The 26,787-nt window shown below is 63.4% G+C and carries 17 protein-coding genes; 10 read left to right on the forward strand and 7 right to left on the reverse strand.

Annotation, left to right across the window (positions count from 1 at the left end):
• Positions 1-149 precede the first annotated feature (149 nt).
• Positions 150-3,104, forward strand: a complete 2,955-nt coding sequence (locus D6Z43_RS09520; protein WP_120651706.1) for an HD domain-containing phosphohydrolase — start codon at positions 150-152, stop codon at positions 3,102-3,104.
• A gap of 167 nt (positions 3,105-3,271) precedes the next feature.
• On the opposite strand, the gene D6Z43_RS09525 is transcribed toward D6Z43_RS09520, so the two are convergent.
• On the reverse strand, positions 3,272-3,613 hold the full coding sequence (locus tag D6Z43_RS09525) for a YggL family protein (protein WP_120651707.1): 342 nt from the start codon (positions 3,611-3,613) through the stop codon (positions 3,272-3,274).
• Positions 3,614-3,837: 224 nt separating this feature from the next.
• Between D6Z43_RS09525 and dacB the strand changes: the two genes are divergently transcribed.
• A complete protein-coding gene (dacB, locus tag D6Z43_RS09530) occupies positions 3,838-5,295 on the forward strand; it encodes a D-alanyl-D-alanine carboxypeptidase/D-alanyl-D-alanine-endopeptidase (RefSeq protein ID WP_120651708.1) in 1,458 nt (485 codons plus the stop codon).
• 35 nt (positions 5,296-5,330) lie between these two features.
• Here the strand turns inward: dacB and D6Z43_RS09535 are convergent, their stop codons facing one another.
• Both D6Z43_RS09535 and rlmKL read right to left on the reverse strand, forming a co-directional pair.
• Complete coding sequence (locus D6Z43_RS09535; RefSeq protein WP_120651709.1) at positions 5,331-8,108, reverse strand: diguanylate cyclase; 2,778 nt, start codon at positions 8,106-8,108, stop codon at positions 5,331-5,333.
• Positions 8,109-8,481: 373 nt separating this feature from the next.
• The gene (rlmKL, locus tag D6Z43_RS09540) at positions 8,482-10,659 is read right to left on the reverse strand and encodes a bifunctional 23S rRNA (guanine(2069)-N(7))-methyltransferase RlmK/23S rRNA (guanine(2445)-N(2))-methyltransferase RlmL (protein WP_120651710.1); all 2,178 of its coding nucleotides are present in this window, start codon (positions 10,657-10,659) and stop codon (positions 8,482-8,484) included.
• 435 nt (positions 10,660-11,094) lie between these two features.
• Here rlmKL and rmf point away from each other — a divergent pair, with 435 nt between their 5' ends.
• Entirely contained in the window at positions 11,095-11,310 is a 216-nt protein-coding gene (gene rmf / locus D6Z43_RS09545) for a ribosome modulation factor (RefSeq protein ID WP_120651711.1), read from the forward strand.
• Between the two features lie 92 nt (positions 11,311-11,402).
• On the opposite strand, the gene D6Z43_RS09550 is transcribed toward rmf, so the two are convergent.
• Entirely contained in the window at positions 11,403-12,428 is a 1,026-nt protein-coding gene (locus D6Z43_RS09550) for a quinone-dependent dihydroorotate dehydrogenase (protein WP_120651712.1), read from the reverse strand.
• A 57-nt stretch (positions 12,429-12,485) separates the two neighbouring features.
• Positions 12,486-12,707 (reverse strand): DUF2835 domain-containing protein, encoded by a 222-nt coding sequence (locus D6Z43_RS09555; protein ID WP_120651713.1) that lies wholly within the window; start codon positions 12,705-12,707, stop codon positions 12,486-12,488.
• 147 nt (positions 12,708-12,854) lie between these two features.
• On the opposite strand from D6Z43_RS09555, the gene D6Z43_RS09560 reads away from it, so the two are divergent.
• Positions 12,855-13,724, forward strand: a complete 870-nt coding sequence (locus D6Z43_RS09560) for a DUF6685 family protein (protein WP_120651714.1) — start codon at positions 12,855-12,857, stop codon at positions 13,722-13,724.
• 351 nt (positions 13,725-14,075) lie between these two features.
• On the opposite strand, the gene D6Z43_RS09565 is transcribed toward D6Z43_RS09560, so the two are convergent.
• Entirely contained in the window at positions 14,076-14,390 is a 315-nt protein-coding gene (locus tag D6Z43_RS09565) for a cupin domain-containing protein (protein WP_120651715.1), read from the reverse strand.
• Positions 14,391-14,651: 261 nt separating this feature from the next.
• On the reverse strand, positions 14,652-19,514 hold the full coding sequence (locus D6Z43_RS09570; RefSeq protein WP_120651716.1) for an NAD-glutamate dehydrogenase: 4,863 nt from the start codon (positions 19,512-19,514) through the stop codon (positions 14,652-14,654).
• Positions 19,515-19,922: 408 nt separating this feature from the next.
• Between D6Z43_RS09570 and D6Z43_RS09575 the strand changes: the two genes are divergently transcribed.
• From D6Z43_RS09575 to D6Z43_RS09600, 6 genes are all read left to right on the forward strand, one after another.
• The gene (locus tag D6Z43_RS09575) at positions 19,923-20,882 is read left to right on the forward strand and encodes a MoxR family ATPase (RefSeq protein WP_120651717.1); all 960 of its coding nucleotides are present in this window, start codon (positions 19,923-19,925) and stop codon (positions 20,880-20,882) included.
• A 122-nt stretch (positions 20,883-21,004) separates the two neighbouring features.
• Positions 21,005-21,883: a DUF58 domain-containing protein gene (locus tag D6Z43_RS09580; protein WP_120655229.1), complete on the forward strand. Its 879-nt coding sequence runs from the start codon at positions 21,005-21,007 to the stop codon at positions 21,881-21,883.
• Complete coding sequence (locus D6Z43_RS09585; RefSeq protein WP_120651718.1) at positions 21,880-22,371, forward strand: DUF4381 domain-containing protein; 492 nt, start codon at positions 21,880-21,882, stop codon at positions 22,369-22,371. The genes D6Z43_RS09580 and D6Z43_RS09585 overlap by 4 nt, the downstream gene beginning before the upstream one ends.
• On the forward strand, positions 22,364-23,383 hold the full coding sequence (locus D6Z43_RS09590) for a VWA domain-containing protein (RefSeq protein WP_120651719.1): 1,020 nt from the start codon (positions 22,364-22,366) through the stop codon (positions 23,381-23,383). Before D6Z43_RS09585 ends, D6Z43_RS09590 begins: the two co-directional genes overlap by 8 nt.
• Positions 23,380-25,101, forward strand: a complete 1,722-nt coding sequence (locus D6Z43_RS09595) for a VWA domain-containing protein (RefSeq protein WP_120651720.1) — start codon at positions 23,380-23,382, stop codon at positions 25,099-25,101. The genes D6Z43_RS09590 and D6Z43_RS09595 overlap by 4 nt, the downstream gene beginning before the upstream one ends.
• Positions 25,101-26,750, forward strand: coding sequence for a BatD family protein (locus D6Z43_RS09600; RefSeq protein WP_120651721.1), 1,650 nt, complete (start codon positions 25,101-25,103; stop codon positions 26,748-26,750). The genes D6Z43_RS09595 and D6Z43_RS09600 overlap by 1 nt, the downstream gene beginning before the upstream one ends.
• Positions 26,751-26,787: the final 37 nt, after the last annotated feature.

Here is a 26,787-nt window from a genome sequence, read left to right on the forward strand (position 1 = left end):
ATCGGGAGCGCCGGGCTTTCGCAGTTTCCCGGCACCTCCCCTTCTGTAGCTGACAATTTTGCCCTTCATGGCAGTTTGCACGACGCGCGCAACGAGCCTCATCTATGCTGCTGTAGGCCACCAGGGACAGGGCTCGAGGAGCTTCCGCAATGCCGCAAAAGTTCGCTGAGCGTCGCTTTCCGTTGCACGTCCACATCAGTGCGCTCTTTACCCTGCTGCTGCTTATCACCGGAGTGGTCCTTGGCCTGTTCAATTACCGCCAGACCAGCCAGATCATTCTGTCCAGCAGCGATGAGCTTTTCGACCGCATCAGCGCGGAGGTGGAAACCGATCTGCAGCACACCTACCAGCCGATCCACCATCTGCTCAACCTGCTGGCCCTGAGCGACACAGACCAGTCTCTGGACAGCACAGATCGCCTCAATGCCCTGCTCAAACCCCTGACCCAGGCATTGAAGGACAACCCCAAACTCGCATCGCTGTATCTCGGCTATGACGATGGCGACTTCTTCATGGTCCGCCACCTGCGCAGCGAAACCCTGAAGAAAGCGTTCAAAGCACCGCCGACTGCAGCCTTCCAGGTGTGGAGCATCGAGCGAGACAACCAGTCCACGGCGCGCTCGCTGACTTTCTTCTTCGACGACCAGCTCAACCAGATCACCAGCCGCGAGGAGCTCAACGAACGCTATGACCCTCGTGGCCGGCCCTGGTACTACCGTGCCCTGGAACAGGATGGTGCGATCACCACGGCACCCTACGTGTTTTTCTCCAGCGGTGCTGTCGGCACTACGTTGGCCCGCCCCAGCGGCGGCGACGCGGTGATAGGTGCCGACCTGACCCTAGAAGACCTGTCCGCCACCCTGGCCAATCACCGAGTCACCCCCTCCACCGAGGTGGTGCTTTACCAGCCTGACGGCCGCGCCGTGGCCTATCCCGACACCAGCAAACTGGTCAGGCGTCTCAACGGCGCGCCCGAGCTGGGTGAAGTGAAGGATTTCAGTCCCCCGCTCGCGGCGCTGATCGGCCTTTCCGGCCAGGATGCCCTGCGCACCAGCCTGGAGATCGGTGACCGACGCTGGGTCCTCGCCCGCCAGCACCTCAAGGAGGGCGGTCCGAAAGGCCTTCAGCTGGCAGTTCTCGCTCCTGAGGACGAACTGCTGGATGATGCCTATCGCATCCGCTGGCAGAGCGCGATGCTGACCCTGGCCATCCTGCTGCTGTGCATCCCGCTCGGTATCCTGCTCTCGCGCGTTGTGGTCGAACCGTTGCGAGCCCTGGTCACCCAGGCCGAAGCCATTCGCAGCTTCAACTTCAGCCTGCCCGCCATGGGCCGCTCGCCGATCCTGGAAGTCGACCAATTGGCGGTCGCCACGGCGCGAATGAAAGAAACCATTTCCAGTTTCCTGGAAATCGCCTCCAGCCTATCGGCCGAAACCCGCTTCGACAATTTGCTGCGACGCGTCCTCGACGAAACTGTCGACATCAGCGAAGCCTCCGGCGGGCTGATCTATCTGATCGACAACCAGAAGGGCCGCCTGGAGCCTCACGGTCTGTTCCTCAACGATCAGGAGCAGGATCTGGAATCACACGGTATTCGTGGCTTCGGCCTTGAGAGCCCGGCCCTGCCGCACTGGCTGGACCTTCCATCCCACGGCGGCCCGAGCCAGGTTTGCTCCTTCGGCTATGACCAGGCCGGCGCCTACCGTGACCTGCTGAAAACCTTGGAAAGCCCTCGCGTACATCTGGTCAGCACCGGCCTGCACAACCGCCAGGGTGTCACCATCGGCGTGTTGGTCCTGCTGCACCGCGACACGGGCAAGGAGTCGCGCCCCGCCATCCTCAGGCCGGAGCGCATCGCCTTCGTCGAAGCCATCTCCGGTGTCGCCGCGCTGTGCATTGAAAGCCAGCGGCTGCTGGAGAAGCAGAAGCAGTTGCTGGATGCATTCATCCAACTGATGGCCGGCGCCATTGACGCCAAGAGCCCTTACACCGGCGGACACTGTCAGCGAGTGCCTGAAATCACGCTTATGCTGGCGCGCGCCGCCGCCGCCAGCAACGAGACACCATTCCGCGGGTTCAACCCCACGGATGAAGAATGGGAAGCGCTGCATATTGCCGCCTGGCTGCATGACTGCGGCAAAGTCACGACCCCGGAATACGTCGTGGACAAGGCCACCAAGCTGGAAACCCTGAACGATCGCATCCATGAGATCCGCACCCGCTTCGAGGTGCTCAAGCGTGACGCCTGGGTGCGCTACTGGCAGGCGATCGCCCAAGGCGCCGAGGAGGCCGGGCAAGTACGGCTACGCGATGACGAACTGGTCGCGCTGGACGATGACTTCGCCTTCATCGCCCGCTGCAACCTGGGCGGCGAAGCCATGGCGGATGCGGACCAGGCACGCTTGAAGAACATCGCCGCACGCACCTGGACGCGCACTCTGGACAATCGTCTGGGCGTGTCCTGGGAGGAGGCCCAGCGCCTGGCCCGAACCCCGCCGCAGCCGCTGCCGGTGGAAGAGAATCTCCTGGCCGACCGCCCCGACCACGTGATCGAGCGCCCTGCCAGTGAGCTGCTTCCCCCTGACAATCCCTGGGGTTTCAAGCTGCAGGTGCCTGCACACAAATTCAATCGTGGCGAGCTGCACAACCTTTCCGTTGGACGTGGCACGCTGACCGAGGAGGAGCGCTACATCATCAATCACCACATCGTGCAAACCATCCTGATGCTCAATCACCTGCCCTTCCCTGCCCATCTCGCGAACGTCGCGGAGATCGCTGGCGGGCACCACGAGAAGATGGATGGGACTGGCTATCCGAAACGCCTGACCCGCGAAGAGATGAGCCTGCCGGCACGTATGATGGCGATCGCCGATATCTTCGAGGCGCTGACGGCCGTAGACCGCCCCTACAAGAAGGGCAAGACTCTCTCCGAAGCGCTGGGCATCATGATCGGCATGTGCCGCAATGCCCACATCGACCCCGACCTGTTCGGCCTGTTCATCCGCTCCGGGGTCTACATGGACTATGCGCAGCGCTTCCTGAAGCCGGAACAGATCGACCAAGTGGACGAGACGGACGTGTTGACGAAAGCAGGGCTGGCTTGATCGGGCGGCACACGCCGCGAGTTCATTCGACAAGGCAGCGAAGCTGCCCCCAGATGAAGCCCCTGCAGATCGGTGGTCTGCCTGGTGATTGAAATCGCCCGTGCAGCAATTCGCAGAAAACAAAAAAAGGGCGCCACCAGGCGCCCTTTTTCCATCCTTCAACCCAATCAGGCGTTGACGGGATTTTCCGGGTACCACACGTCGATCAGCGGGCTGACAGTGGAGCCGGCCAGCTCAGCGTGGCCCTTCTTCAGCCAGGCTTCGACCAGGTCACGCTGCTCGGCGGTTACCGAACCACGCTTGCCAAGGCAAACGAAACCGTAGTCTTCGGAACCGATGAAGCCCAGACCATTGCCCTCGACCGCTTCGTCGATGAAACGCTCGAAGAATGCCGAAACCGCTTCCAGATCCAGGCCCTCCTTGTAGTTGAAGGTGAGTTCGAAACCCAGTTCCTGGAATTCATCGACGCAAAGCTTCTTGCGCAGGCGGCGGGAGCGATTGGTGGCCATAAGGCAGATCCTCGGCATAAATGACGGGCGGCACTCTAGCAGCTTCCGTCGCAACTTGCCCGCCCGCTGCGCGTATGTGATTGCACTGGCTGACGAAATGAGTAGCGAACTCGCACAGTCGGGACAGGGTTACGGCATAATGCGCCGATTTCCCGCCCCCTCATGGGAACAGTTGCCATGTCATCCATTTTTGTTACCCGCCCTCGCCAGGAGGGCAATCTTTAATGTTCAAATCCATTCGTACCCTTGCATTTGCTGCCCTGATCCTGCCCTGTGCGCTACCTGCCTCCGCCGCACAGGTGAACACCAGCCTGCCTGCCAAGGTGCAGAAGGCGCTGACCGCCAACAAGATCTCCTCCAACTCGCTGTCCCTGGTGACCCTGCCGCTTACCGGCCCGGGCGCGCAGACTCTGGTCAACGCCGATGTGTCGGTGAATCCGGCCTCCACCATGAAGCTGATTACCACCTATGCCGCCCTGGAGCTGCTCGGCCCCACCTATCAGTGGAAGACCGAATTCTTCACCGACGGAACGCTGAAGGATGGCGTGCTGAACGGCAACCTCTACCTCAAGGGTGGCGGCGATCCCAAGCTGAACATGGAAAAGCTCTGGCTGATGATGCGCGACTTGCGCGCCAACGGCGTGCGCCAGGTCACCGGCGACCTGGTGCTGGATCGCGGCTACTTCATCCACCCGCAGCTACCCGCCTTCAATGATGATGGCGGTGACGACAACAAGCCCTTCCTGGTCGGCCCCGACTCGCTGCTGGTCAACCTCAAGGCGGTGCGCCTGATCGCCCGCGCCGAGGGCGGCAAGGTCAACCTGGCCATGGAGCCTCCGATCGAGAGCATCCGCATCGAGAACAAACTGCAGGTGACCAAGGCCGCCAAGTGCCCCTCCTGGCCCGATGTGCGTTACAACCCGGTGACCCAGTTCGATGGCACCACCCTGATCGCCAGCGGCAAGCTGCCGGAAGGCTGCAGCGCGCAGACGTACATGTCCCTGCTCGACCATCCGGGCTACGCGGCAGGCGCCGTACGTGCGTTCTGGAAGGAGCTGGGCGGCAGCATCAACGGCAAGGATCGCCAAGGCGACGTTCCCAAGGACGCCAAGCTGCTGGCACGCTCCTTCTCTCCGGACCTCGTTGAGATCATTCGTGACATCAACAAGTACAGCAACAACACCATGGCCCAGCAGCTGTTCCTCAGCATCGGCGCGCGCTATCGCACCGACGCCGATGGCGACGATGCCAAGGCCGCGCAGCGGGTGGTCCGCAACTGGCTGGCGAAAAAGGGCATCACCGCCCCCCACCTGGTAATGGAGAACGGCTCCGGCCTGTCCCGCCATGAGCGGGTCAGTGCGCGCGAAATGGCCACTATCCTCCAGGCCGCCTGGCAGAGCCCCTATGCCGCCGAGTTCATCTCGTCGCTGCCGCTGGTAGCGATGGACGGCACCATGCGCAAGCGCCTGCGCCGCACGGCCCTGGAAGGTGAAGCTCATATCAAGACGGGCACGCTGAACACCGTGCGTGCAATCGCCGGCTTCAGCCGAGACAGCAACGGCCATACCTGGGCAGTGGTCGCCATCCTCAACGATGCGCGCCCGTGGGGCGCCTCGGCGATCCTCGATCAGGTGCTGGTGGACCTCTATCGCCAGCCCAAGAGCGTCGCTGGCGCCAACTGAACTCCGAATGGCCGCCCACTCGGGCGGCCAACTCGTCAGTCGGCTATCTGGATCCGATTGCGCCCTGCCTCCTTGGCCGCGTACACCGCAGCATCAACCCGCCGCAGCAAGTCATCCGCAGTCTCCCCTTCACGCCAGCCGGCGCACCCGAAACTGGCCGTTACCGGCCCCACGCCCGCTACGTTCTCCCGTGACAGCGCCTGCCACAGTGCCTGGGCCACCTGGAAGGCCTGGTCGACATTCGTATCCGGGCAGAGCACGACGAACTCCTCGCCACCCAGCCGGCAGAGCACGTCGATGCGTCGCAGACGCTCGCCAACCCGCATGCACAGGGTCTTGAGTACCCGGTCACCGGCCTCGTGCCCATGGCAATCGTTGATCTGCTTGAAGTGGTCGACATCGAGCATCACAAGCGCCAGCGGACCTTCGCGGCGTTCGGCCCTGGCGATTTCCAGGTCCAGCCGCTCCTGGAAGTAACGCCGGTTATAGACACCCGTCAGGGCGTCGGTGACCGAGAGCGCGCGCAACTCCTGCTCCACCAGCTTGAGGCCAGTGATGTCGGTGATGTAGCCGTGCCACAGGAAAACACCATCCTCGCCACGCTCGGGTACCGATTCCCCCCGCAGCCAACGCAGGCCCTTGCGCGGCAACAACACCCGGAAGTCTTCGCGCCATGGTGCGAGGGCTGCCGCTGAACGCCGGATCGAACCCTGGACCCGTTCAAGGTCATCAGGATGAATGCGCTCCAACAGCCACATCGCATCGTCCCGTACCCTTTCCGATTCGACTTCGAAGACTTCGAGGATTCCAGCGCTGGTGTAGGGAAAGCTGAAATGCTCGCCCGGCTCCATGCGGAACTGATAGAGCACACCGGGTACGCGTGCGCTGAGTTTCTCCAGCAGACGATCGCGCGCCTCCAGCGCCTGCTGTACATGCTTGCGTTCGGTCACATCGATTGCCACGCCGAGGTAGCCCACCAGCACATCGCGTTCGTCACGTACGCCGGTCAGGATCAGGCTACAAGTCAGCCGGCTGCCATCGCGGCGCTGGAATGTCCACTCGTGCTCGTCGTAGCGGTCGCCAGCAGTCACCTCTTCCACATAGGCCTGGTAGTCGGGAACCGGCTTGCCGAGTTGTCGTCCCAGCTCGCGGCAGCGCGCTTCCACTTCGCTTTCGACATGCAGCACCACCGGATGCCGGCCAATCATCTCCAGCGCGCGATAACCGAACATGCGCTCGGCGCCGACGTTGAACTGGAGGATGGAACCGCGCATGTCGGTACTGATGATGGCCACCTGCGTCGCGGCATTGAGCAGGCTGCGCAACTGCCCGTGAGCCATGGCCAGCTGGAGTTCCACCGCCTTGCTGGAACTGATGTCGGTCTGGGTGCCGATCATCCGCAGGGGCATGCCGGCGGCGTCCCGATCGACCACCTTGCCCCGATCCAGTATCCAGAGCCAGCGACCGTCCTTGTGCAGCATGCGATGTTGGCTCTGGTAGACGGTGCTGGCACCTCGCAGGTGCCGTTCCAGCTCTGCCCGCGCCTGAGGCTGGTCCTGGGGGTGGATCAGGCGAGCTCGCGCCTCCAGGCTGTCGCCTACATCCTCCTCGGCATAACCGAGCATGCTCTTCCAGCCGCGAGAGAGAAATATTCGCCCACTCTGCGGCTCCCAATCCCAGACTCCGTGCCCGGCGCCATCCAGGGCGAAGCTCCAGCGTTCTTCGCTTAGCTGCAGCTCGATCTCCCGGTCGCGTAGCTCCATCGTGCGCTGTGCCACAAGGGCCAGGGCGTTCTGCCGCTGGTTGACCATCAGCAGGAGATAGCCCGCCAGCAGCAGGGTGAACGCCAGGCCGCTGATCGCTACCAGCTTGGCGGTAGAGAGCGGCGGCCCGGCCAGGAAGGCAGCACTCGGCACCACTTCCAACAGATACCGGCGGTCGCCAAACGGCACCACGCGGCGCAGGTACAAGTCGCTCTCGGGCACCTCGGCGCTCTGGTAGATCAGCTGTTCACGGCCATCCTCACTAACGTCGCTCACCCGCATCGCCAGGTTCGCCAGGTTGTCCGGCGCGATAGCCGCTTCCATCTCCAGGTTGAGGCTGACCACCGATGCCACGAAGCCGCGCAGGCCGGAGTCCTTCGGCAGATTGCCGTCATACACCGGCGCCAGCATGACCACGCCGCTGGCTTCGCGCTCCACGACACCCATCACCCGCAACCGCTCAGTGACGGTCACGCTGTGCGTCTTACGCGCCTTGGCGATGGCGGCTCGTCGCTGTGGACTGGAATTCAGGTCCATCCCCAGCGGCACCTGGTCGATGCGCGACGTCACGCTGTAATATACCGGGAAGTATTCGTCGCGTGTCGGGCTGGGTACGAGGCCGTCGCCCTTCAGGTCACGTATGGCGAAACCGGTCATACCTTCCGCCCGCCCCTTGGATTCGAAGCTCTCGCGCTCGCCCCCGACAATTCGAGGTACCCAGGAGTAGGCAAGCGTGTCGCCCAACAGCGGACCGACGAAGCCCTGGAATTCGCTGAGGGTGACTTCATCGGAATTGCCGAAGAAACGCTGGACAGCATCCAACTCCTTGAGTTGACCGTCCAGACGCTCTTGAATGCGGCTGATTCGCTCGGTGGCAGCGAGGCTGAAGCGCTCTCGCAGCTGTTCCTCTTCGGCGCTGCGCACTGCCTGACTGAGCAGGAGGGTGAGCGCAGCACCGCCGAATACGGCCAGCAGGCAAACCAGCCACACCAGGGGGCGGCCGGACAGCAAAGCCGACAGGTTCAGTTTTTCCGTCGCAAGCGACTGCATGCTCACTTCTCGAATCTGGGTGTGGAAATACCGTCCCTGTGAGGATGAACATAGCTAGGTAGTGGCACTTTGCCTAGGCGCAAGCGGGGGCAGGCCGACCGCCCACGACAAACGCCGGACAGCCGGAGCTGGCTGGAAGCAACGACGGAGAGCGTTTCGGAGGACTGCCAGGAGGGCGTTGTAGTGGGAGCGGCACGGCGGTAAAGAAATTTCCCGTTGCACCCGAGCCAGGTCCAACGGGATTTACCGGGCCGTCATGCACCATGCCGGATCGGTATAGGCCCCCTTGACCCGACAGGTACTGCCGCGCCGCGAGGGCCACTCAAGGTGAAAGTCCGATCCCGGAACTCAGTCCCTGGCGACCCGAGCTGAATCAACGGGTGGTCAGGCGCCAGGCGCGGTGGATCTTTGCATTGCGGGCGAAATCCGGGTCCAGGGTTTCGGCGCTGATCTCGCTGACCGCGTAGCGGGACACAAGGCCCTCATCCAGTTGGAACTTGCGGAAGTTATTGGAGAAATACAGAACGCCACCTGGCGCCAGCCGCGCCATGGCCAGGTCCAGCAACTGGACATGGTCACGTTGAACGTCGAACACCCCTTCCATGCGCTTGGAGTTGGAGAAGGTCGGCGGGTCAATGAAGATCATGTCGTACTCCCCGCGATCTTCTGCCAGCCAGGCCATCACGTCGCCCTGCTGCAACCGGTGCTTGTCGGAGAAACCATTCAACGACAGGTTGCGCCGCGCCCAGTCGAGGTAGGTCTTCGACAAGTCCACGCTGGTGGTGCTACGCGCGCCACCCTTGGCCGCATGAACGCTTGCCGTGGCGGTGTAGCAGAAGAGGTTGAGGAAACGTTTACCGTCGGCCTCGCGCTGGATGCGCATGCGCATCGGGCGATGGTCGAGGAACAGGCCGGTGTCCAGGTAGTCGGTGAGGTTCACAAGTAGCTTCACGCCACCTTCACTCACCTCCATGAAGCGCCCTTCGCTGCCCTGGCGCTCGTACTGGCGGGTTCCACTCTGGCGCTCGCGCCGCTTGACCACCACGCGGGAGGGGTCCACGTCCAGCGCTTGGGGAATCGCCGCCAGCGCATCGAGCAGGCGCGCCTGAGCCTTCTCAGGGTCGATGGAACGAGGCGGTGCGTACTCCTGCACGTGCACCCAATCACCATAGAGGTCGACCGCCAGGGCATACTCGGGCATATCCGCGTCATACAGGCGATAACACTGGATACCCTCCTTGCGCGCCCACTTGCCCAGTTGCTTGAGGTTCTTCTGCAATCGATTGGCGAACATCTGGCCGCCTTCGGAGAGGCGCGCGGGCTCCGCGCGCACGGAGGTACGCTCGCCCTCCGCGGCCGCCCGACGATCACCGGTCACGAACTGTTCCGGCAACACCTTGAGCAGCAGGAGCTTGCACGCCAGGGCGCCGTTCCAGAACGCGTACTGCTTGTGGCTACGGATGCCCATGCGCTTGCCCAGCTCCGGCGCACCGGTGAATACCGCCGCTTCCCACCCCAGGCACGACTGGCGCAGGCGCTCACCGAGGTTCTGATAGAGATAGAGCAGGCTGGCTTCGTCGCCAAGACGCTCGCCGTAGGGCGGATTGCTGACGACCAGGCCCTTCTGGTTCTGGTCCGGGCGCGGCTCGAAGGTGGCCAGTTCGCCTTGATAAATCTTCACCCAGTTGCTGAGGCCGGCGCGTTCGATGTTGTTGCGCCCAGGCTGGATCAGGCGGGGGTCCGCCTCGTACCCACGAATCCACAGCGGCGGTTTGGCCAGGCCGGCGTCAGCGCGGTCACGCGCCTCTTCGTGAAGCTTCTTCCACAGCGCCGGGACATGGCCCAACCAGTTGGTGAACCCCCAGCGCTCGCGCTTGAGGTTGGGCGCAATATCGGCCGCCATCATCGCCGCCTCGACCAGGAAGGTGCCAACACCACACATGGGGTCGGCCAGCGCCCCACCTTCAGCAGCGATCCTTGGCCAGCCTGAGCGGATCAGAATGGCAGCCGCCAGGTTTTCCTTGAGCGGTGCGGCCCCCTGCTGCAGGCGATAGCCACGCTGGTGCAGGCTATGGCCGGCCAGGTCGACGGACAGGATCGCCTCGCCCTTCTCCAGGCGCAGGTGGATGCGCAGGTCGGGGTTCACCTTGTCCACGGAAGGGCGCACTCCATCGGCATTGCGCAGCTTGTCCACCACAGCGTCCTTGACCTTGAGCGCACCGAAATGCGTGTTGTCGATGCCCGAACCGTGGCCACTGAACTCCACCGCCAGGCTACCGCTGGGCATCAGATGATCGTGCCAGTCCACCGCCAGCACGCCGTGATAGAGATCTTCAGCGTTCTGTACCGGGAAGCGCTTGAGCACCAGCAGCACTCGGTTGGCCAAGCGCGACCAGAGGCACAGGCGGTAGGCGGTTTCCAGGTCAGCCTTGCCGCGCACTGCAGCAACCTGCTCGCGTACCTCCTGCAAGCCGAGTTGTGTAGCCTCTTCGACCAGCAGGCCTTCCAGGCTCTTCGGGCAGGTGAGAAAAAGTTCGTAGCGATCCGACATTGTGGAATCCAGGGCCTTTGCAGGCCATCAGCGGCACAGAACCTGATCTGTGCGGTAAGAAAATGTGTGACCAAAGGTCGCGGAACGGCCCTTCGTCGGAATGAAAAATTGTCTGACTCGCGCGCCAAACCAAATGGCACTACGACATCACTGCTCTGGCCAGCCCCGAAGCCACGGGGCTTAGACCGAAAAGTGGCAAAAAACGTTTCCGTCAGCTTATGGCCATTGCCACCTTCAAGTTACGTGCTTATGACAAAACGATCATTCACAGGCCAGAGGGCATTGGTTAGAACTCAGCTTAACCCGCCGCCGCAATGGCGGCGGGATGAAGGCGCGTCACGCCGGCAACGCGTCGTCGAAGGCAGAGCATTTTCTGCCGCGGTTCCGCCATTGGAACCAATGGACATAACAGTCAACAAATGAGGGCTACACCCTATGAGAAGACTTAAGCGTGATCCGATGGAACGAGCATTTTTGCGCGGCTATCAGCACGGCATCAACGGCAAATCCCGCGATCTTTGTCCTTTCACCCATCCCACCACACGGCAAGCCTGGATCAATGGTTGGCGCGAAGGCCGTGGCGATAACTGGGATGGCCTCACCGGCGCAGCCGGCATTCATCGACTGAACGAACTCCACGCCGTCGGCTGACACAGGATCACACCGACTTCACCAAGCACGCCCCATCCGGGCGGCGGGCGCAAGCCCAGGGGCTCCCAAGCGGGAGCCCTTTTTATTTGTGCTCAGTTCCTTGGCAGACCAGCGATGGCATCCACCGCCTCGCGAATCAGTGCCGGCCCCTTGTAGATGAAGCCCGAGTAAATCTGTACCAGGCTTGCACCGGCAGCGATTTTCTCCGCCGCATGACGCCCCTCGGTGATACCGCCGACAGCAATGATCGGCAGGCGACCGCCCAGTTCACCGGCCAGCACTTTCACCGTCTGGGTACTCTTGTCACGCACAGGAGCACCGGACAGGCCACCCGCCTCGTCGCCGAACGGCAGCCCTTCGACGCCTTCGCGGCCGAGGGTGGTGTTGGTGGCGATCACTGCATCCATGCCGGACTCCAACAGCGCCTTGGCCACCATTGCGGTTTCCTCGTCGCTCATGTCCGGGGCGATCTTGATGGCCAGCGGCACGTGTTTGCCGTACTGGGCAGCCAGGGCCTCCTGGCGGTTGCGCAGGGCCTCCAGCAATTGCTTCAGCGAGTCACCGAACTGCAGGCTGCGCAGGCCGGGGGTGTTCGGCGAGCTGACGTTGACCGTCACATAACTCGCGTGGTCGTAAACCTTGTCCAGGCAGATCAGGTAGTCGTCCACCGCCCGCTCTACCGGGGTGTCGAAGTTCTTGCCGATATTGATGCCCAGTACGCCGTCATACCGGGAGGCATGCACCCGCGCCAGCAGATGGTCGACGCCCAGGTTGTTGAAGCCCATGCGGTTGATGATGGCTTCGGCCTGGGGCAGACGGAATAACCGCGGTTTGGGATTGCCCGGCTGCGGGCGCGGCGTCACGGTACCGATCTCGACGAAGCCGAAGCCAAGCTGGGCGAAGCCGTCGATGGCGTCACCGTTCTTGTCCAGGCCGGCGGCCAGGCCAACCGGGTTGGGGAACTCCAGCCCCATCACCTTCACTGGCAGGCTTGCCGGTGCCTTGGTCAGCAGTCGGTTGAGGCCGAGTCGGCCACCGGCTCCGATCAGGTCGATGGAGAGTTCGTGGGAGGTTTCCGGGGACAGGGAAAAGAGCAGCTCGCGGGCCAGTTTGTACATGGTCGGTCGGGCATCGATCGGCGATATGGGCCGGCGATTATAGCTGCGCCGCCCCCTTCAGGCGAGGCGACGCAGGCTCATGAGCTTGCCATCTGCCGAGAATTCAAGCTCGAAGGTGCCACGAACCCCGGCGTGACCCAGATGTGGGCGCAGATGATGGGCAGGCAGGCTGACCTTCCGGCCATCGCGACTACGTAGCAACACACGGTTGGCCCGACCTTGATAGACTGCGACGAATTCGTCCGCAGTCAGGGAAATATCCAGCACCACGCTGGGCATGGAGGCGTCCTCGACAATGAAGAGCAGAATTCTGCCACACCGTCCGTTCGCCCTGATTCCCCGCCAAGCGGAATTGTCCGACACCCGGTTCGCGCGGCCGGCAAGCCTCTGCCACACTGCCAGCCGTGACCGAGGAGTATTCAGGCCATGAGTCAGATGCAGCCACCACCACTGAGCGCCCGCCTGGCTGCAATCGCCCAGCGCTTTGGCCTTGGCAAAGCGTCGCGCCGAGTGTTCGAACGCGCCAGTCAATTGCATCTGCCATTCCAGCAACTGCCGCCCCCCCAGGAAACCATCTGGTGGCAGGCAAGCCCGCCCCTGCAACGCCTGGTGGAACTGCCGCGCAGCGCGCTGTCAGGCCCCGTCCAGGAAGACAAGGCCGAAGCCCATGCCGTGCTGGTGGGCGTGATCAAGCGCAGCGAGCAGCACCTCTCCAGCTTCGACCTGCGCCAGGTCGATGGTTTCTGCGGCCACGACAACGAACCGCTCCCCACTGCCAGCTTCGAGGACTACCTGAGCGGCCTGCACAGCCGCAAGGTGCGCATCATTAGCTACAAGGACTTCATCAAGGCCATCAGCCTGCCGTTGCCACGCTTCCTCGCCGGCTCACCCATCAGCCTCTTCCGGGCCAACTGGTGCGGCAAGCGAGTGTTCTGGAACGGCGACCAGCATTCCGAAGCGTTTGCCGCCTCCATCGCCTACGCACGCCTGCGCGAGCTGGAAGCCACGCTCCCCGCCGAGATCATCGACTACCGCATTGACGACGGCGGCCTTGATCTGCTGGACGACCGTTACCATGTCCTGGCCATGCCGGTGCAGGCCTGGAGCGACCCCTCGTTCATGGGCCTGCTGCTGGATGGCGGCATCCCCTATTCCCGCCTGACCATCCTGCGTCATGCCGGAGCCCCGGAATTCATCCTGCTACCCAAGAAACACGCCGATGCTACCGCCCTCGGCGAAGGCCTTCGCCTGGCCGGCGCAGCGGATGTCGTGAAATACCTGCGGGCATTGGCCTGAGGGTCGCCCGTCCAAGAAACCTCCTCCGCCACCTAGAGGCCAGGGCAGGAGGAGAAAAGTTCAGGCAAGACGAAACTGAAGCGGAAAGAAGAACAGCCGGACGGCTGGCAAAAACCGAACGCCCCCAATGATCCGGACTATGACCGACCACGCAGGCCATACGAAGGTGACCCGCTCAACGCGTCGGAATGAATGATCCAACCTCACCTGAAACCTGGCTGAATATTGGGCTACCCAATACCCGAATGACCAGAAATGTTCTGGATCGCGGGGCAGGAACTGTGCCGCAGAGTATTGCCTCGTGGCAGATGAAAGGGACAGGAATTCAGCCTGCCCCCTTCTACTGCCCCCTCATTCCTTGATGATTGCGCCGCCAAGGTGAGCGAGGAAGAACAGTGAGTCCTCCAGGGCCTCAGCGTCATGCTCCTCGTCCGGGCCAATCCGCATGTAGTCACCCGCCGCGAGAGCCAGGTCGCCAAAGCGGATGCGGCCGGACAGCACGAGGATTTCCTCCGGGCCTTCGTGGTCATGGCACGGGAAGACGGCGCCAGCCTTGAATTCAATGAAGTCCGAACCGTTGCCATTTTCACCCCAGATGGAGGCAACACGGATTCCGGGGATGCCGGACTCGACGAACTGACGGGCTGCGTTGGGGAAATGGATCATGGCGATTTCCTCGCTAGATATTTGCCTGAGACTTTAATCGCACTCGATGCAATCGTGTGCGATTTCGAAGTATTGCTCCCACCGATTGGGAGTGTCAACAGGTGAATTCCGTCGTTTGTCAGCCACGAAAGCACACCGGCGTGGATGCCATGGGGGGAACGCAGAACCGGCGTTAATCGCTAGGCCTCGCGATTCTCCGGGCGAAAAAAAGCCCCGCATGAGCGGGGCTGAGAGCACAAAGAGTCTACGGAGCCACGGTCATCACGGGATGCAGATGCCGTGCTGACCGCTTTGGGCCAGGTCCATGAGCTCGCGGTTGGCCACTGCGTACATGGCGTAGTCGGTAGCTGTGGCGGCGCGCAGTTCGATCAGCATGGCCTTCCAACGCTCCACCAGGGCGCGGTGCTGATCCAGCCACAGAGCCACACGCTCCTCGATGTCCGCCGGACCTTCGTTCATCTGCAAGACGGAGATGGTGATGGCCCGCTGCTGCCAGTCCAGGTCGTCGCGGAAAGCTTCCCGCGCCAACGCTTGCCAGTTGTTTTCCACCGGCAGGCTGGTGATCTGCTGCAGGTACCAGGACAGATCCAGCGCGCCACCCACCGCGAAGTAGGCGGTAGCCACTTCGGCGGTGTCCTTGCCGGTGACATCCGATGCCTCGATGATCGGCAGCAGCGTGTAGAGGTGGCTGGTACCAGCCACGACACGGGCCAGGTCCTCGGGTGCGCCGGCTTCCACGTAGGACTGGAAGCGTGCGAGCCACTGCTCGCGGGACGGGCCTTCGAGAAGCTCGTCCAGGCGGCCGGCCAGGGCCTCCACGCGCGGAGCAAAGTGGTTCACGTCGCGCGCTGCGTTCTGGTCTTCACGACGGCTGCGCAGGAACCAACGGGTGGCACGGCGTCCCAGGCGCATCAGCTCATCCATCAGGGTCAGCTGCAGCTCGGCCGGCACCTTGTAGTCCAGCGCCTCGATCTGCTGCCACCAATGCGGCAGGCGGAACACATCGCGCACCACGACATAGGCGCCAGCCACGTTGGCCGCGCTCATGCCAGTGGACTCCTTCAGACGCTGCACGAAGGTGATGCCCATGTGGTTGACCAGGTCGTTGGCGATCTGGGTGCTGATGATTTCGCGCTTCAGACGATGGCGGCGCATGGACTCGCCGAAGGTCTCGGCCAGGCGCGCCGGAAATGCAGTCTCCATCTCCTGAGCCAGGTAGTCATCATCCGGCACCAGCGATTTCAACAGCGATTCCTTGAGGTCGATCTTGCTGTAGGAGATCAGCACCGACAGCTCGGGACGGGTCAGCCCCTGGCCATTGGCGATACGCTCGTTCAGCTCGTCGTCCGAAGGCAGGAACTCCAGGCCGCGATCCAGCTTGCCGGCGGATTCCAGGGCGGCGACCAGGCGCTTGTACTCGCCAATCTTCTCGCGGGCACGGCGTTGTGCCAGGGACAGCGCCTGGGTCTGCTTGTAGTTGTTGCCCAGTACCAGGCTGCCCACGTCGTCGGTCATCTCGGCCAGCAGCTTGTTGCGCTGTTTGCCGGTCATGTCGCCGTTGGCCACGATCTCGTTGAGCAGGATCTTGATGTTGACCTCATGGTCCGAGCAGTCCACGCCGCCGGCATTGTCGATGAAGTCGGTGTTGCTGGCGCCGCCATTGAGGCCGTACTCGACGCGACCCAGTTGGGTCATGCCGAGGTTGCCGCCCTCGCCCACCACCTTGGCGCGCAGTTCGCGGCCGTCCACGCGCAGCGCGTCGTTGGCCTTGTCGCCCACGTCGGCATGGCTCTCGCTGCTGGCCTTGACGTAGGTGCCGATGCCGCCGTTCCAGAGCAGGTCGACCGGAGCTTTGAGCAGAGCATTGAGCAGTTCGGTCGGGGTCAGTTTGTCGGCCTCGATCTCGAAGCGCTGCTGCATCTGCGGACTGATGGCGATGCTCTTGGCGCTGCGCAGGAAAATGCCACCGCCCTCGGAGATCAGCTTGGTGTCGTAGTCGGCCCAGGACGAGCGCGGCAGATCGAACATGCGCTTGCGCTCGATGAAGCTGGACGCCGCGTCCGGATTCGGGTCGATGAAGATGTGCATGTGGTTGAAGGCGGCCACCAGCTGCAGCTTGTCTGACAGCAGCAGGCCGTTGCCGAATACGTCACCGGCCATGTCACCGATGCCGATCACGGTGAAGTGATCCTTCTGAACATCGATGCCGCGTTCGCGGAAGTGACGCTGCACCGACACCCAGCCACCCTTGGCAGTGATGCCCATGCCCTTGTGGTCGTAGCCAGCCGAACCGCCGGAGGCGAAGGCGTCACCCAGCCAGAAGCCATAGTCCTGGGCAATGCCGTTGGCGATGTCGGAGAAGGTCGCGGTGCCCTTGTCGGCGGCGACTACCAGATAGGGGTCGTCGGCGTCGTGGCGCACCACGTTGGCCGGTGGCACCACCTTGCCTTCCTTCAGGTTGTCAGTGACGTCCAGCAGACCGGAGATGAAGATGCGGTAGCAGGCGATGGCTTCGTTCTGGATGTCGTCACGGGTGCCGCCAACCGGCAGGCGACGCGGGATGAAGCCGCCCTTGGCGCCCATGGGCACGATCACCGCGTTCTTAACCTGCTGTGCCTTCACCAGGCCCAGCACCTCGGTACGGAAGTCTTCCTCGCGATCGGACCAGCGCAGGCCGCCACGGGCCACATCGCCGAAGCGCAGGTGCACGCCCTCGACACGCGGGCAATAGACGAAGATTTCGAACTTGGGCACCGGACGCGGGATTTCCGGAATCAGGCGCGGGCTCAGCTTGAAGCTGAAGTAGGACTTGTTCTGGCCGGCCGCGTCGGGCTGGTAGAAGTTGGTGCGCAGGGTCGCCTTGATGAGGTCCAGGTAGCGACGCAGGATGCGGTCTTCGTTGAGCACCGCAACGTTGTCCAGCTCACTGAGGATGGCGTGCTCCAGTTTCTGCTGCTTGTCCTCCAGATCGTCTGCCGCCAGCTTGCGCGCCAGGTAGAAGCGGGTCTTGAACAGACGCACCAGCTCCTTGGCGATGTTGGCGTGGTTCAGCAGGGTGCTGGCGATGTAGGACAGGTCGAAGCCCAGGCGAATCTGCTTCAGGTAGCGCGCATAGGCACGCAGCAGGGCAACGTCGCGCCACGGCATGGCGGCAGTCAGCACCAGCCGGTTGAAGGCATCGTTCTCGGCGTGGCCGCCAACGATATGGACGAAGGCGTCCTGCAGGGTGTCGTTCAGCTCCTGGAGGTCCACCTCATCACCCAGGGCGCTGGTGAAGGCGAAATCGTGAATCCAGTACTGGCGGCCGTCCTGGCGCGCAAGGCGGTAGGGGAACTCACCCAGCACGCGCAGGCCGAGGTTCTCCAGGATCGGCAGCACATCGGACAGCGCCAGCGGCGTGTCGGCGTGGTAGAGCTTGCAGTGCAGCTGCTGCTCGCCCTGGACCAGCGGCTGGTAGAAGCTCATCACCAGCGGGCGCTCGTCGGACAGGCTATGCAGGTGCTGCATGTCCACCACCGCCGAGTGCGGGGCGAAGCGCTCGCGATAGCCGGCCGGGAAGCCTTTCGGGAAGTCGGCCAGGACACGGGTGCCCTGTCCTTCACCGAAGCTTTCGTTGACCAGGCTGGCGTAATCGTCCTTCCAGGAGCGACAAGCCTGGATGACTTCCTTCTCCAGTAGCGCGATATCGACGTTCAGCTTGATCTTCGGGTCCAGGCGCAGGATGAATTGCACGCGCGCCAGCACGGATTCGGAGAAGAAGGTCCAGAACTCGCAGTCGGTGGCCTGCAGGCGATCCATCAGGATCTGCTGGATCTTCAGGCGCGTCTCGGTGGAGTACACATCGCGCGGCACATAGGCCAGCGCATAGGCGAAGCGGCCATAGGGGTCACGGCGCAGGAACAGGCGGATCTTGTTGCGTTCCTGCATCTGCACGATGGACATGGCGGTGGTGAACAGATCGGCCACCGGGGTCTGGAACAGGTCGTCACGCGGCAGTACTTCCAGGACCTGGGCCAGTTCCTTGCCCAGGTGAGCCTTGGCATCGAAGCCGGAACGGCGCTGGATTTCCGCCACTTTGCGGCGGATGTAGGGAATATGCTCGACGCTTTCGGCGTACACCGAGGAGGTGTAGAGGCCCATGAAGCGGCACTCCTTTACCACCTTGCCCTTGGCATCCAGCTCACGGATGGAGACGAAGTCCGGATAAGCCGGGCGGTGCACGCGACTCGGTTCGGCTGCCTTGGCAAAGGACAGCAGATTGGGCTCGCGCAGGTACTCCAGCGCCTCGGCCTCGATGTGCACGTCGTCCTTTTTCAGGCCCGCACGGCGCAGCCTGGAAACCCCCAGCAGGGATTTCTCGTCATAAACCAGGTGACCGCCGTTCTTGTCGTCGGCCACGGTGAATTCTTCATAGCCGAGGAAGGTGAAATGGTCGTCCAGGATCCAGTCCATGAACACCTTCACTTCCTTCAGCTCTTCGCCATCGACCTTCAGCTTGGCCTTGTCCAGCCAGGCCAGCAGCTCCTGGGCCTTGGCCTTCATCGGCTTGAAGTCCGCCACGGCCACGCGAACCTCGCCAAGCACTTCCAACAGAGCCTTTTCCAGGGTCTTCATGGCACCGTTGTTGGCACAGCGGTCGATTTCCAGGTACATCAGCGCTTCCTGGCGCACATCCTTGCCCTGGGTACCCTTGGGCAGGACTTCCTGCAGTTCGCCCTTGGCATTGCGACGCACGCTGAGCACGTTGTTCTGCAGGGTATGGATGCTATAGCCGCGACGGTTAAGCTCCATGCGCACCGAGTCCACCAGGAAGGGGATGTCGGGGTGCAGCACTTCCACGGCGGTATGGGTGGACTGCCAGCCGTGTTTCTCGTAGTCGGGGTTGAATACCCGCACTTCAGGGCTGGCGGGGTCGAAGCGCTCCAGCAGGCGCCAGGACGACAGGGTGCAGCCGGCCAGGTCGGACATGCGGCGCTGGGTCAGCTCGTCGAGCGCGATGATGCCGAAGAATTGTTCGGCGAACAGGGAAACTTGTGGCAATGCCTGTTCGCTGACGTGCTGCGCCAGGGCCGCTTGCAGTTGGTGCTGGAAGTCGGCTTTGCTGGCCGCCGTGAAGAACGCCATGGTTGTGCTCCGCTAGGCTCGTTTTGTTGGGGTTAAGCGTAGAACGCTTAAGAGGCGGAGAAAGGGCCACAGGTCGATCCGGGCAGTGCGACCCTGCTCCGGGCAAGCGCCGGGAAACAACTGCGACCCGGCGGTCACCATTGCCGCGAAAGCTTAACGAGGGAGCAATGCAGCGCGCTTACGGTGCTGCGACATATTCGTTCAATCAGCGTCCGCCTATACCAATGTACAAGTGCCCATCCAGAGGCACTGGAGCGAACCAGCGAAGAGACCAAATATCCGGCCCTGTCACGGAACCAACGCCTGAATTCAGGCTCTTCTAGGCCGCCTCCCCTGGTCTGGATTAAAGTTATGCATCAACACCGGAGGGCTTACAGCTCTCTTTTCCCCAGCTCAACGAGTCCATCGATGGAACACCGTGAAGCGCTAGTCACCCTTCGAAACTTCCTTTCCACGCAAATCCTCGGTCAGGAAAAACTCATCGATCGCCTGCTGGTCGCTTTGCTTGCCGACGGCCACCTGCTGGTGGAAGGCGCGCCCGGCCTGGCCAAGACCAAGGCCATCAAGGATCTGGCCGACGGCGTGGAAGCAGAGTTCCATCGCATCCAGTTCACCCCGGACCTGTTGCCGGCTGACATCACCGGCACCGAGATCTACCGCCCTGAGAACGGAAGTTTCGTCTTCCAGCAGGGGCCGATCTTCCACAACCTGGTGCTGGCGGACGAGATCAACCGTGCACCGGCCAAGGTGCAGTCGGCCCTACTGGAAGCCATGGCCGAACGCCAGGTATCCATCGGCCGCTCCACCTACGCCCTGCCTCCGCTGTTCCTGGTTATGGCAACCCAGAACCCGATCGAGCAGGAAGGTACCTATCCCCTCCCTGAAGCCCAGCTTGACCGTTTCCTGATGCACGTACGGATCGGCTTCCCGGACGCGTCGGTGGAACGCAAGATTCTCCAGCAGGCCCGCGGCGAGGCGCTGCATGGCGAGACGCGTGCCGAACACCAGGTCAGCCAGCAGGCGATCTTCGCCGCGCGCAAGGAAATCCTCGGGCTCTACATGGCCGACGCGGTGGAGGAATACCTGGTGCACCTGGTCATGGCCACCCGCACCCCAGCCAAATTCGACAGCGAGCTTGCCGAGTGGCTGGCCTGGGGCGCGAGCCCACGAGGCTCCATCGCACTGGACCGCTGCGCCCGCGCCCATGCCTGGATGGCAGGCCGCGACTTCGTCAGCCCGGAGGACATCCAAGCGGTGCTCTTCGACGTGTTGAGGCATCGCCTGATTCTCTCTTTCGAAGCAGAAGCTGCCGGTATCGACCAGGACCGGGTGATCCAGCGCATCCTGGATGTGGTAGCGGTGGCTTGATGCGCCTGAAAGCGGCGGCCTGGAGATTCCGGATCAGGAAGCGCCGTCCGGCGACTGCTGGCTTCGCCCCACCGGCTGCCAGCGCGGAAGGCGTGCACGTAGACCTGGCCGAACTGATCGACATGCGCCATCGGGTCCGGGAAGTGCAGCTGTTCTCCAGCCCCGCCCGGCGCAGTCCACTGATCGGCCTGCACCACTCCAAGCTGCGTGGCCGTGGCGTGGACTTCGACCAGGTGCGCATCTACCAGGCAGGCGACGACGTTCGCACCATCGACTGGCGCGTCACCGCACGCACCCAGGAACCCCACACCAAGCTGTTCCACGAAGAGCGCGAACGGCCGGTGTTCATCATGGTCGAGCAAAGCCAGCGGCTGTTCTTCGGCACCGGGCTGGTGTTCAAGTCGGTGCTCGCCGCGCAGGCCGCCAGCCTCATCGGCTGGGCCGCCCTGGCCCACAACGACCGGGTCGGAGGCCTGGTGTTCAGTGACCAGGACCACCACGAAATCAAACCTCGGCGCAGCAAGCAGAGCCTCCTGCAATTGCTGAACCGCCTGGCCCGTGCCAACCAGGCCCTCGGCAGTCCAGGCGGTGCCCAGCGCGAAGGTTTCAGCCTGGCCCTGCGCCGCGCCCGCGAGGTACTGCGCCCGGGCAGCCTGGTGGTGATTCTCTGCGACGAGCGCACCCTTTCCGATACCGCCGAGCAGCAGATCAGTCTCCTCTCTCGTCACACCGACCTGATCCTGATGCCGGTTTCCGATCCGCTGGACCATGCGCTGCCGGCTGCCGGCCTGCTGCGTTTCGCCGAACACGGTGCACAGCTGGAACTGGACACCCACGCCAGCGACCTGCGCCAGGCCTATCGCGAGATGGGTGAGGCCCGAGTGGCACGCTGGGAGCGCCTCGCCCAGCGACTCGGCGTTCTGCTGCTGCCGCTGTCCACCCAGGAAGGCATGATCGATCAACTGCGCGACTACTTGCAGCACCGAGGCGGCAAGCAATGAACCCACTGGACGGACTGGAACCCCTTATCGAGCCAACGCCCATTCCCTGGTGGCCGCCGGCACCCGGCTGGTGGTGCCTGCCGCCCTTGCTCGCGCTGCTGGCATGGGCTATCTGGCGCTGGTGGCGACTCCGGACACGCCCAGCTGCGGAAGAAGCCGAACAACCCCTGGACCCTCTGCGCCAGGCCGCCCTGGATGAACTGGCGCGCCTGCCAAAACCCTACGACGGCGCACCTGCCGGCCCCTGGCTGCAGGAACTCAACGGTCTGCTCAAACGTCTGTGCCGCATGCACTACCCCGGAGACCAGAGCCACACCCTCAGCGGTCGCGCCTGGCTGGCCTATCTCGACAACCGCTGCCCGGCCGCTGGCCTGACACGCTGGATGCTGTTGGTCGAAGGCGCCTATCGCCCGCAGTGCAAACTGGACGACAAGGCCATCGCCGGCCTCTACCAGTCCGTCGAGACCTGGATCCGCAAGCATGTTTGAGTTCGCCTGGCCCTGGATCTTTCTCCTCGCCCCGCTGCCCTGGGTGCTGCGCCTGCTACTGCCGCCGGCAGACAGCGGTGAAGCGGCGCTCAAGGTGAGCTTCCTCGCCGACCTCGAAGGCCTGGTGGGCCGGCGCGCCCGCGCCAACCTGCCGGCCTGGCGTCAACAGGCGCCCTTCGCCCTGCTCTGGCTGTTGCTGCTCTGCGCCGCCGCTCGCCCGGAGTGGGTCGGCGAGCCGCAACCATTGCCCACCAGCGGACGCGACCTGCTACTGGCGGTGGATGTGTCCGGGTCCATGGATTACGCCGACATGCAATGGGAAGAGGAAGAAGTCAGCCGACTCACCCTGGTGAAACACCTGATGGGCGAGTTCATCGACGGCCGCCGCGGCGATCGCATCGGCCTAATCCTGTTCGGCAGCCAGGCGTACCTGCAGGCGCCCCTGACGTTCGACCGACAAACCGTGCACACCTGGCTGGACGAGGCCCTGATCGGCATCGCTGGCAAGAACACTGCCGTCGGCGACGCCATTGGCCTGGCGGTTAAACGCCTGCGCCAGCGGCCAGCTGACAGCCGCGTGCTGGTGCTGATCACCGATGGCGCCAACACCGGTGGCGAGATTGACCCGCTGACGGCCGCGCGCCTGGCTGCCGAAGAGAAGGTGAAGATCTACACCATCGGCATCGGCGCCGATCCGGAGCAAAGTGATGTACTGGGAATCCTCGGCCTCAATCCAAGCATGGATCTGGACGAGCCGACCCTGACCGCGATCGCCGAACAGACTGGCGGTCAGTATTTCCGCGCACGCAATAGCAAGGAACTGGAAGAAATCGAAGTAAGCCTGGATCGCCTGGAGCCGGTGACCCAGCGAGCCAGCCAGGCTCGTCCGGCATTTTCCCTGTATAGCTGGCCCCTGGCCGGGGCCTTGCTGCTGAGCGTCTTACTGGTCTGCCGAGTACTCTGGCCCCACGCCCTGCAGCAGCGACCCCAATGGCTACGGAGGCGCCCATGATGGAGCTCTGGCCCCACTGGCTGCGCCCTATATGGCTGCTTCTGCTACCGCTGCTGGGCTGGCTGCTCTGGCAGCTCTGGCACCGCGAGCGGCGCAGCGGCCGCTGGGAACAACTGCTGCCACGTGCCTTCCAGCCCTGGCTACTGAGCGGCGGCAGCCAACGCAATAACCGCCTGCCCTGGCTTGCCCTTGGTCTGGCCTGGCTGCTGTGCCTGCTGGCCCTTCTCGGTCCCACCTGGCAACAGATGGAGCAGAGCACGCAGAAGCGCGCCGACCCACTGGTGGTAATGCTGGAACTGACGCCGTCCATGCTCGCCAGCGACATCGCGCCGAGCCGTCTGGAGCAGGCGAAACGCAAGCTGCGTGACCTGCTGGACGCGCGCCGCGACGCGCAGACGGCGATCGTCGTCTATGCCGGCAGTGCCCACAGCCTGGTTCCGCTCTCCGACGACCTGATGACCAGCCTCAACCTGATCGACTCCCTGAAGCCCTCGATCATGCCGCAGCAGGGGCACCGTGCCGACCTTGCCGTCGCCAAGGCCCTGACGCTGCTGGAACAGGGCGCACAGGGCCAGGGACGCCTTCTGCTGATTACCAGCGGACTCGACGACGAGGAGCAGGCAGGTATCCGCAAGGCCCTCGGATCCCGCGCAGAGCGCCTGGTCATTCTGGGTATCGGCACGGCAGCCGGCGCCCCCATCGCTCAGGAGGGAGGCGGCTTCCTAAAGGATGATCAGGGCGCCATCCTTCTGCCCAAGCTCGACGGTTCCCAACTGCGCCGTTTCGCCGCAAACCTGGGCGGCCGCTACGCTGAGGTCCGACTTGATGAAGGTGATCTGCGTAGCCTGGAACTGCTCGATGGCCCCAGTAGCCTGCGCGAGAGCGGCGAGATCGCCCGCCTTGCGGCCTGGGCTGATCAGGGCCACTGGTTGCTGCTGCCGCTGCTGCTCATCGCTGCCTGCGCGGGCCGCCGTGGCTGGCTGTTCTGCCTTCCATTGCTGCTGGTGCTTCCCCGCCCAAGCCTCGCCATGGATTTCGAAGACCTCTGGCTGCGTCCGGACCAACAAGGCCAACGTCTGCTGGAAGCCCAGCAACCAGCCGAGGCGGCCAGGCGCTTCAGCGATCCACGCTGGCAGGGTATTGCCCTCTATCAGGCTGGCGACTACACCGAGGCCGCAACACGATTCGCCCAGGGCGATACGGCGGCCGACCACTACAACCGCGGCAATTCCCTGGCCCAAGCCGGCGAACTTGAAGCGGCGGTAGATGCCTACGATTCGGCCTTGCAACGCCAGCCGGACCTGGCGGCAGCAACAAAGAACAAGACGCTGGTGGAAGACCTGCTGCGTCAGCGCGAGGCCGAGAGCAGAGCTGGCGACCAGGAAGCGCAGAACAGTGAAAAGCAGCAGACTGGCCAGGGCCGCGAGGCAAATGCTGCGAAACAACAGGAGGGCGAACAAAGTGCCGAGCAGAACGCCCAGCAGCAGGCTGGCGGTGAAGCCCAACCAGGTGGGTCGACGCGGCCGGGCCAGGGCGGCACCGCCGAACAGGCGCTCTCCCAGAACACCACACAAAGCCAATCCGCCAGCAACGAGCCTTTGGGCGACGAACGTCGCCAGGCCCTCGAACAATGGCTTCGGCAGATTCCGGACGACCCGGCCGAGCTGCTGCGCCGCAAGTTCTGGTACGAACAGCAACAGCGCCAGGAAGAACAGTGATGACGCGCCTGCTATGCACCCTACTTCTCAGCCTGATGGCGCTGACGGCCCTGGCCGCCGGCTTCACCGCCACCGTCGATCGCACGCGGTTGAGCGAAGGTGAAACCGTCGAGCTGACCCTTGAGTCTTCCGACCCGACCCTGTTCGGCAAACCGGACCTGACGCCCCTGAACGACACCTTCGAAGTTCTCGCCACCCGTCAGATCAACCAGCTCGGCACCTTCAACGGCAAGAACGACCGCGCCACCCGTTGGATCATCACCCTGCAGCCGAAGCAGACCGGCTTCGTCACCATCCCGGCTTTGAAGCTGGGCGATGTTCACAGTGCCCCGATCACCCTGCACGTGCAAAAAGCCGAGAAAAGCGAGAAATCCGGCAGCAGCAATCTGGCCCCGGTCTTCATCGACGCCAGCCTCGACCAGGAAAGTGTCTATGTACAGGCGCAGGCCATCCTCACCCTGCGCATCTACCATTCGGTGTCCCTCTACGATGACAGCAGCCTCAGCCCGCTGCAGATGAACGACGCCCGTGTCGAGCAGCTGGGTGATCCGCGCACATATGAGAAGGAGATCAACGGCGTTCGCCATGGTGTGATCGAAGTGCGCTACGCCGTCTTTCCGCAGAAGAGCGGTGTTCTGAACATTCCCCCGCAGGTGTTCAGCGCGACCTTGGTCGATCCGGGCAGCGATACCGGCTACCAACCCTTTGGCCCGCGCCCCGGCAAGCTGACGCGGGTGAACTCGCCGCGCATACCCCTCACCGTCATGCCCAAGCCCTCCGAGTATCCTGCCGACGCACCCTGGCTGCCGGCACGCAATCTGACCCTGACCGAATCCTGGAGCCCCGATCCGACCAGCGCGCAGACCGGTGATTCGCTGACTCGCAGCCTGCTACTCAATGTAGAGGGCCTCTCCAGCGCCCAGATCCCGCCATTGCCGGCGACACAGGCCCAAGGCTTGCGCCGCTATCCCGACCAGCCGCAGATGGGCAACAAGATCGACGACCGCGGAATCATCGGTAGCCGCGAAGAGCGCGAAGCGCTGGTGCCCACCACCAGCGGCCGCCTGGACCTGCCGGCAGTGACCGTGACCTGGTGGAATACCCGCGACAACCGCCTGGAGCGCAGCGAAATTCCTGCACGCACCCTGGAGGTCGCCAGCAATCCCGAACTCGAAACAGCGCCTGCGCTATCGGTTGGGACGCAGGTCGGCAATGCGATCGGCCAGGCGCTCGTCTGGCCCTGGCAGCTCGCCTGCGCGCTGCTCGCCTGCACTACCCTTCTGGGCTTTGGCCTGTGGTGGCGCGCGCGTCGCCAACCAGCAATCCTGCCCACGATCCAGGCCGGTCCCAGCCCACGCACCCTGCTGGACGAACTGCGCCGTGCCTGCCAATCCAACGATCCCCACGCGACACGCCAGGCCCTGGACAACTGGGCTCGCCAGCAGCCGGAAACCCTCGCTGACATGGCCGCCCGCTTCGTACCGTTGTCCGATGCCATGGACGGACTCAACGGCGCGCTCTACAGCGAAGCCGGCCTGCACTGGCAGGGCGAAGACCTCTGGAAAGCCATTCGCGCCCTGCCTGCCGCCCAGCTGGAACAACTGGCCACTGGCGAACCGAGCCAACTGCCGCCGCTGTATCCGCGCTGACGCCTGGAGCCTCGCGCTTACCTTGTTGGGACGAATT

Source organism: Pseudomonas sp. DY-1 (assembly GCF_003626975.1).
Taxonomy (GTDB): Bacteria; Pseudomonadota; Gammaproteobacteria; order Pseudomonadales; family Pseudomonadaceae; genus Metapseudomonas.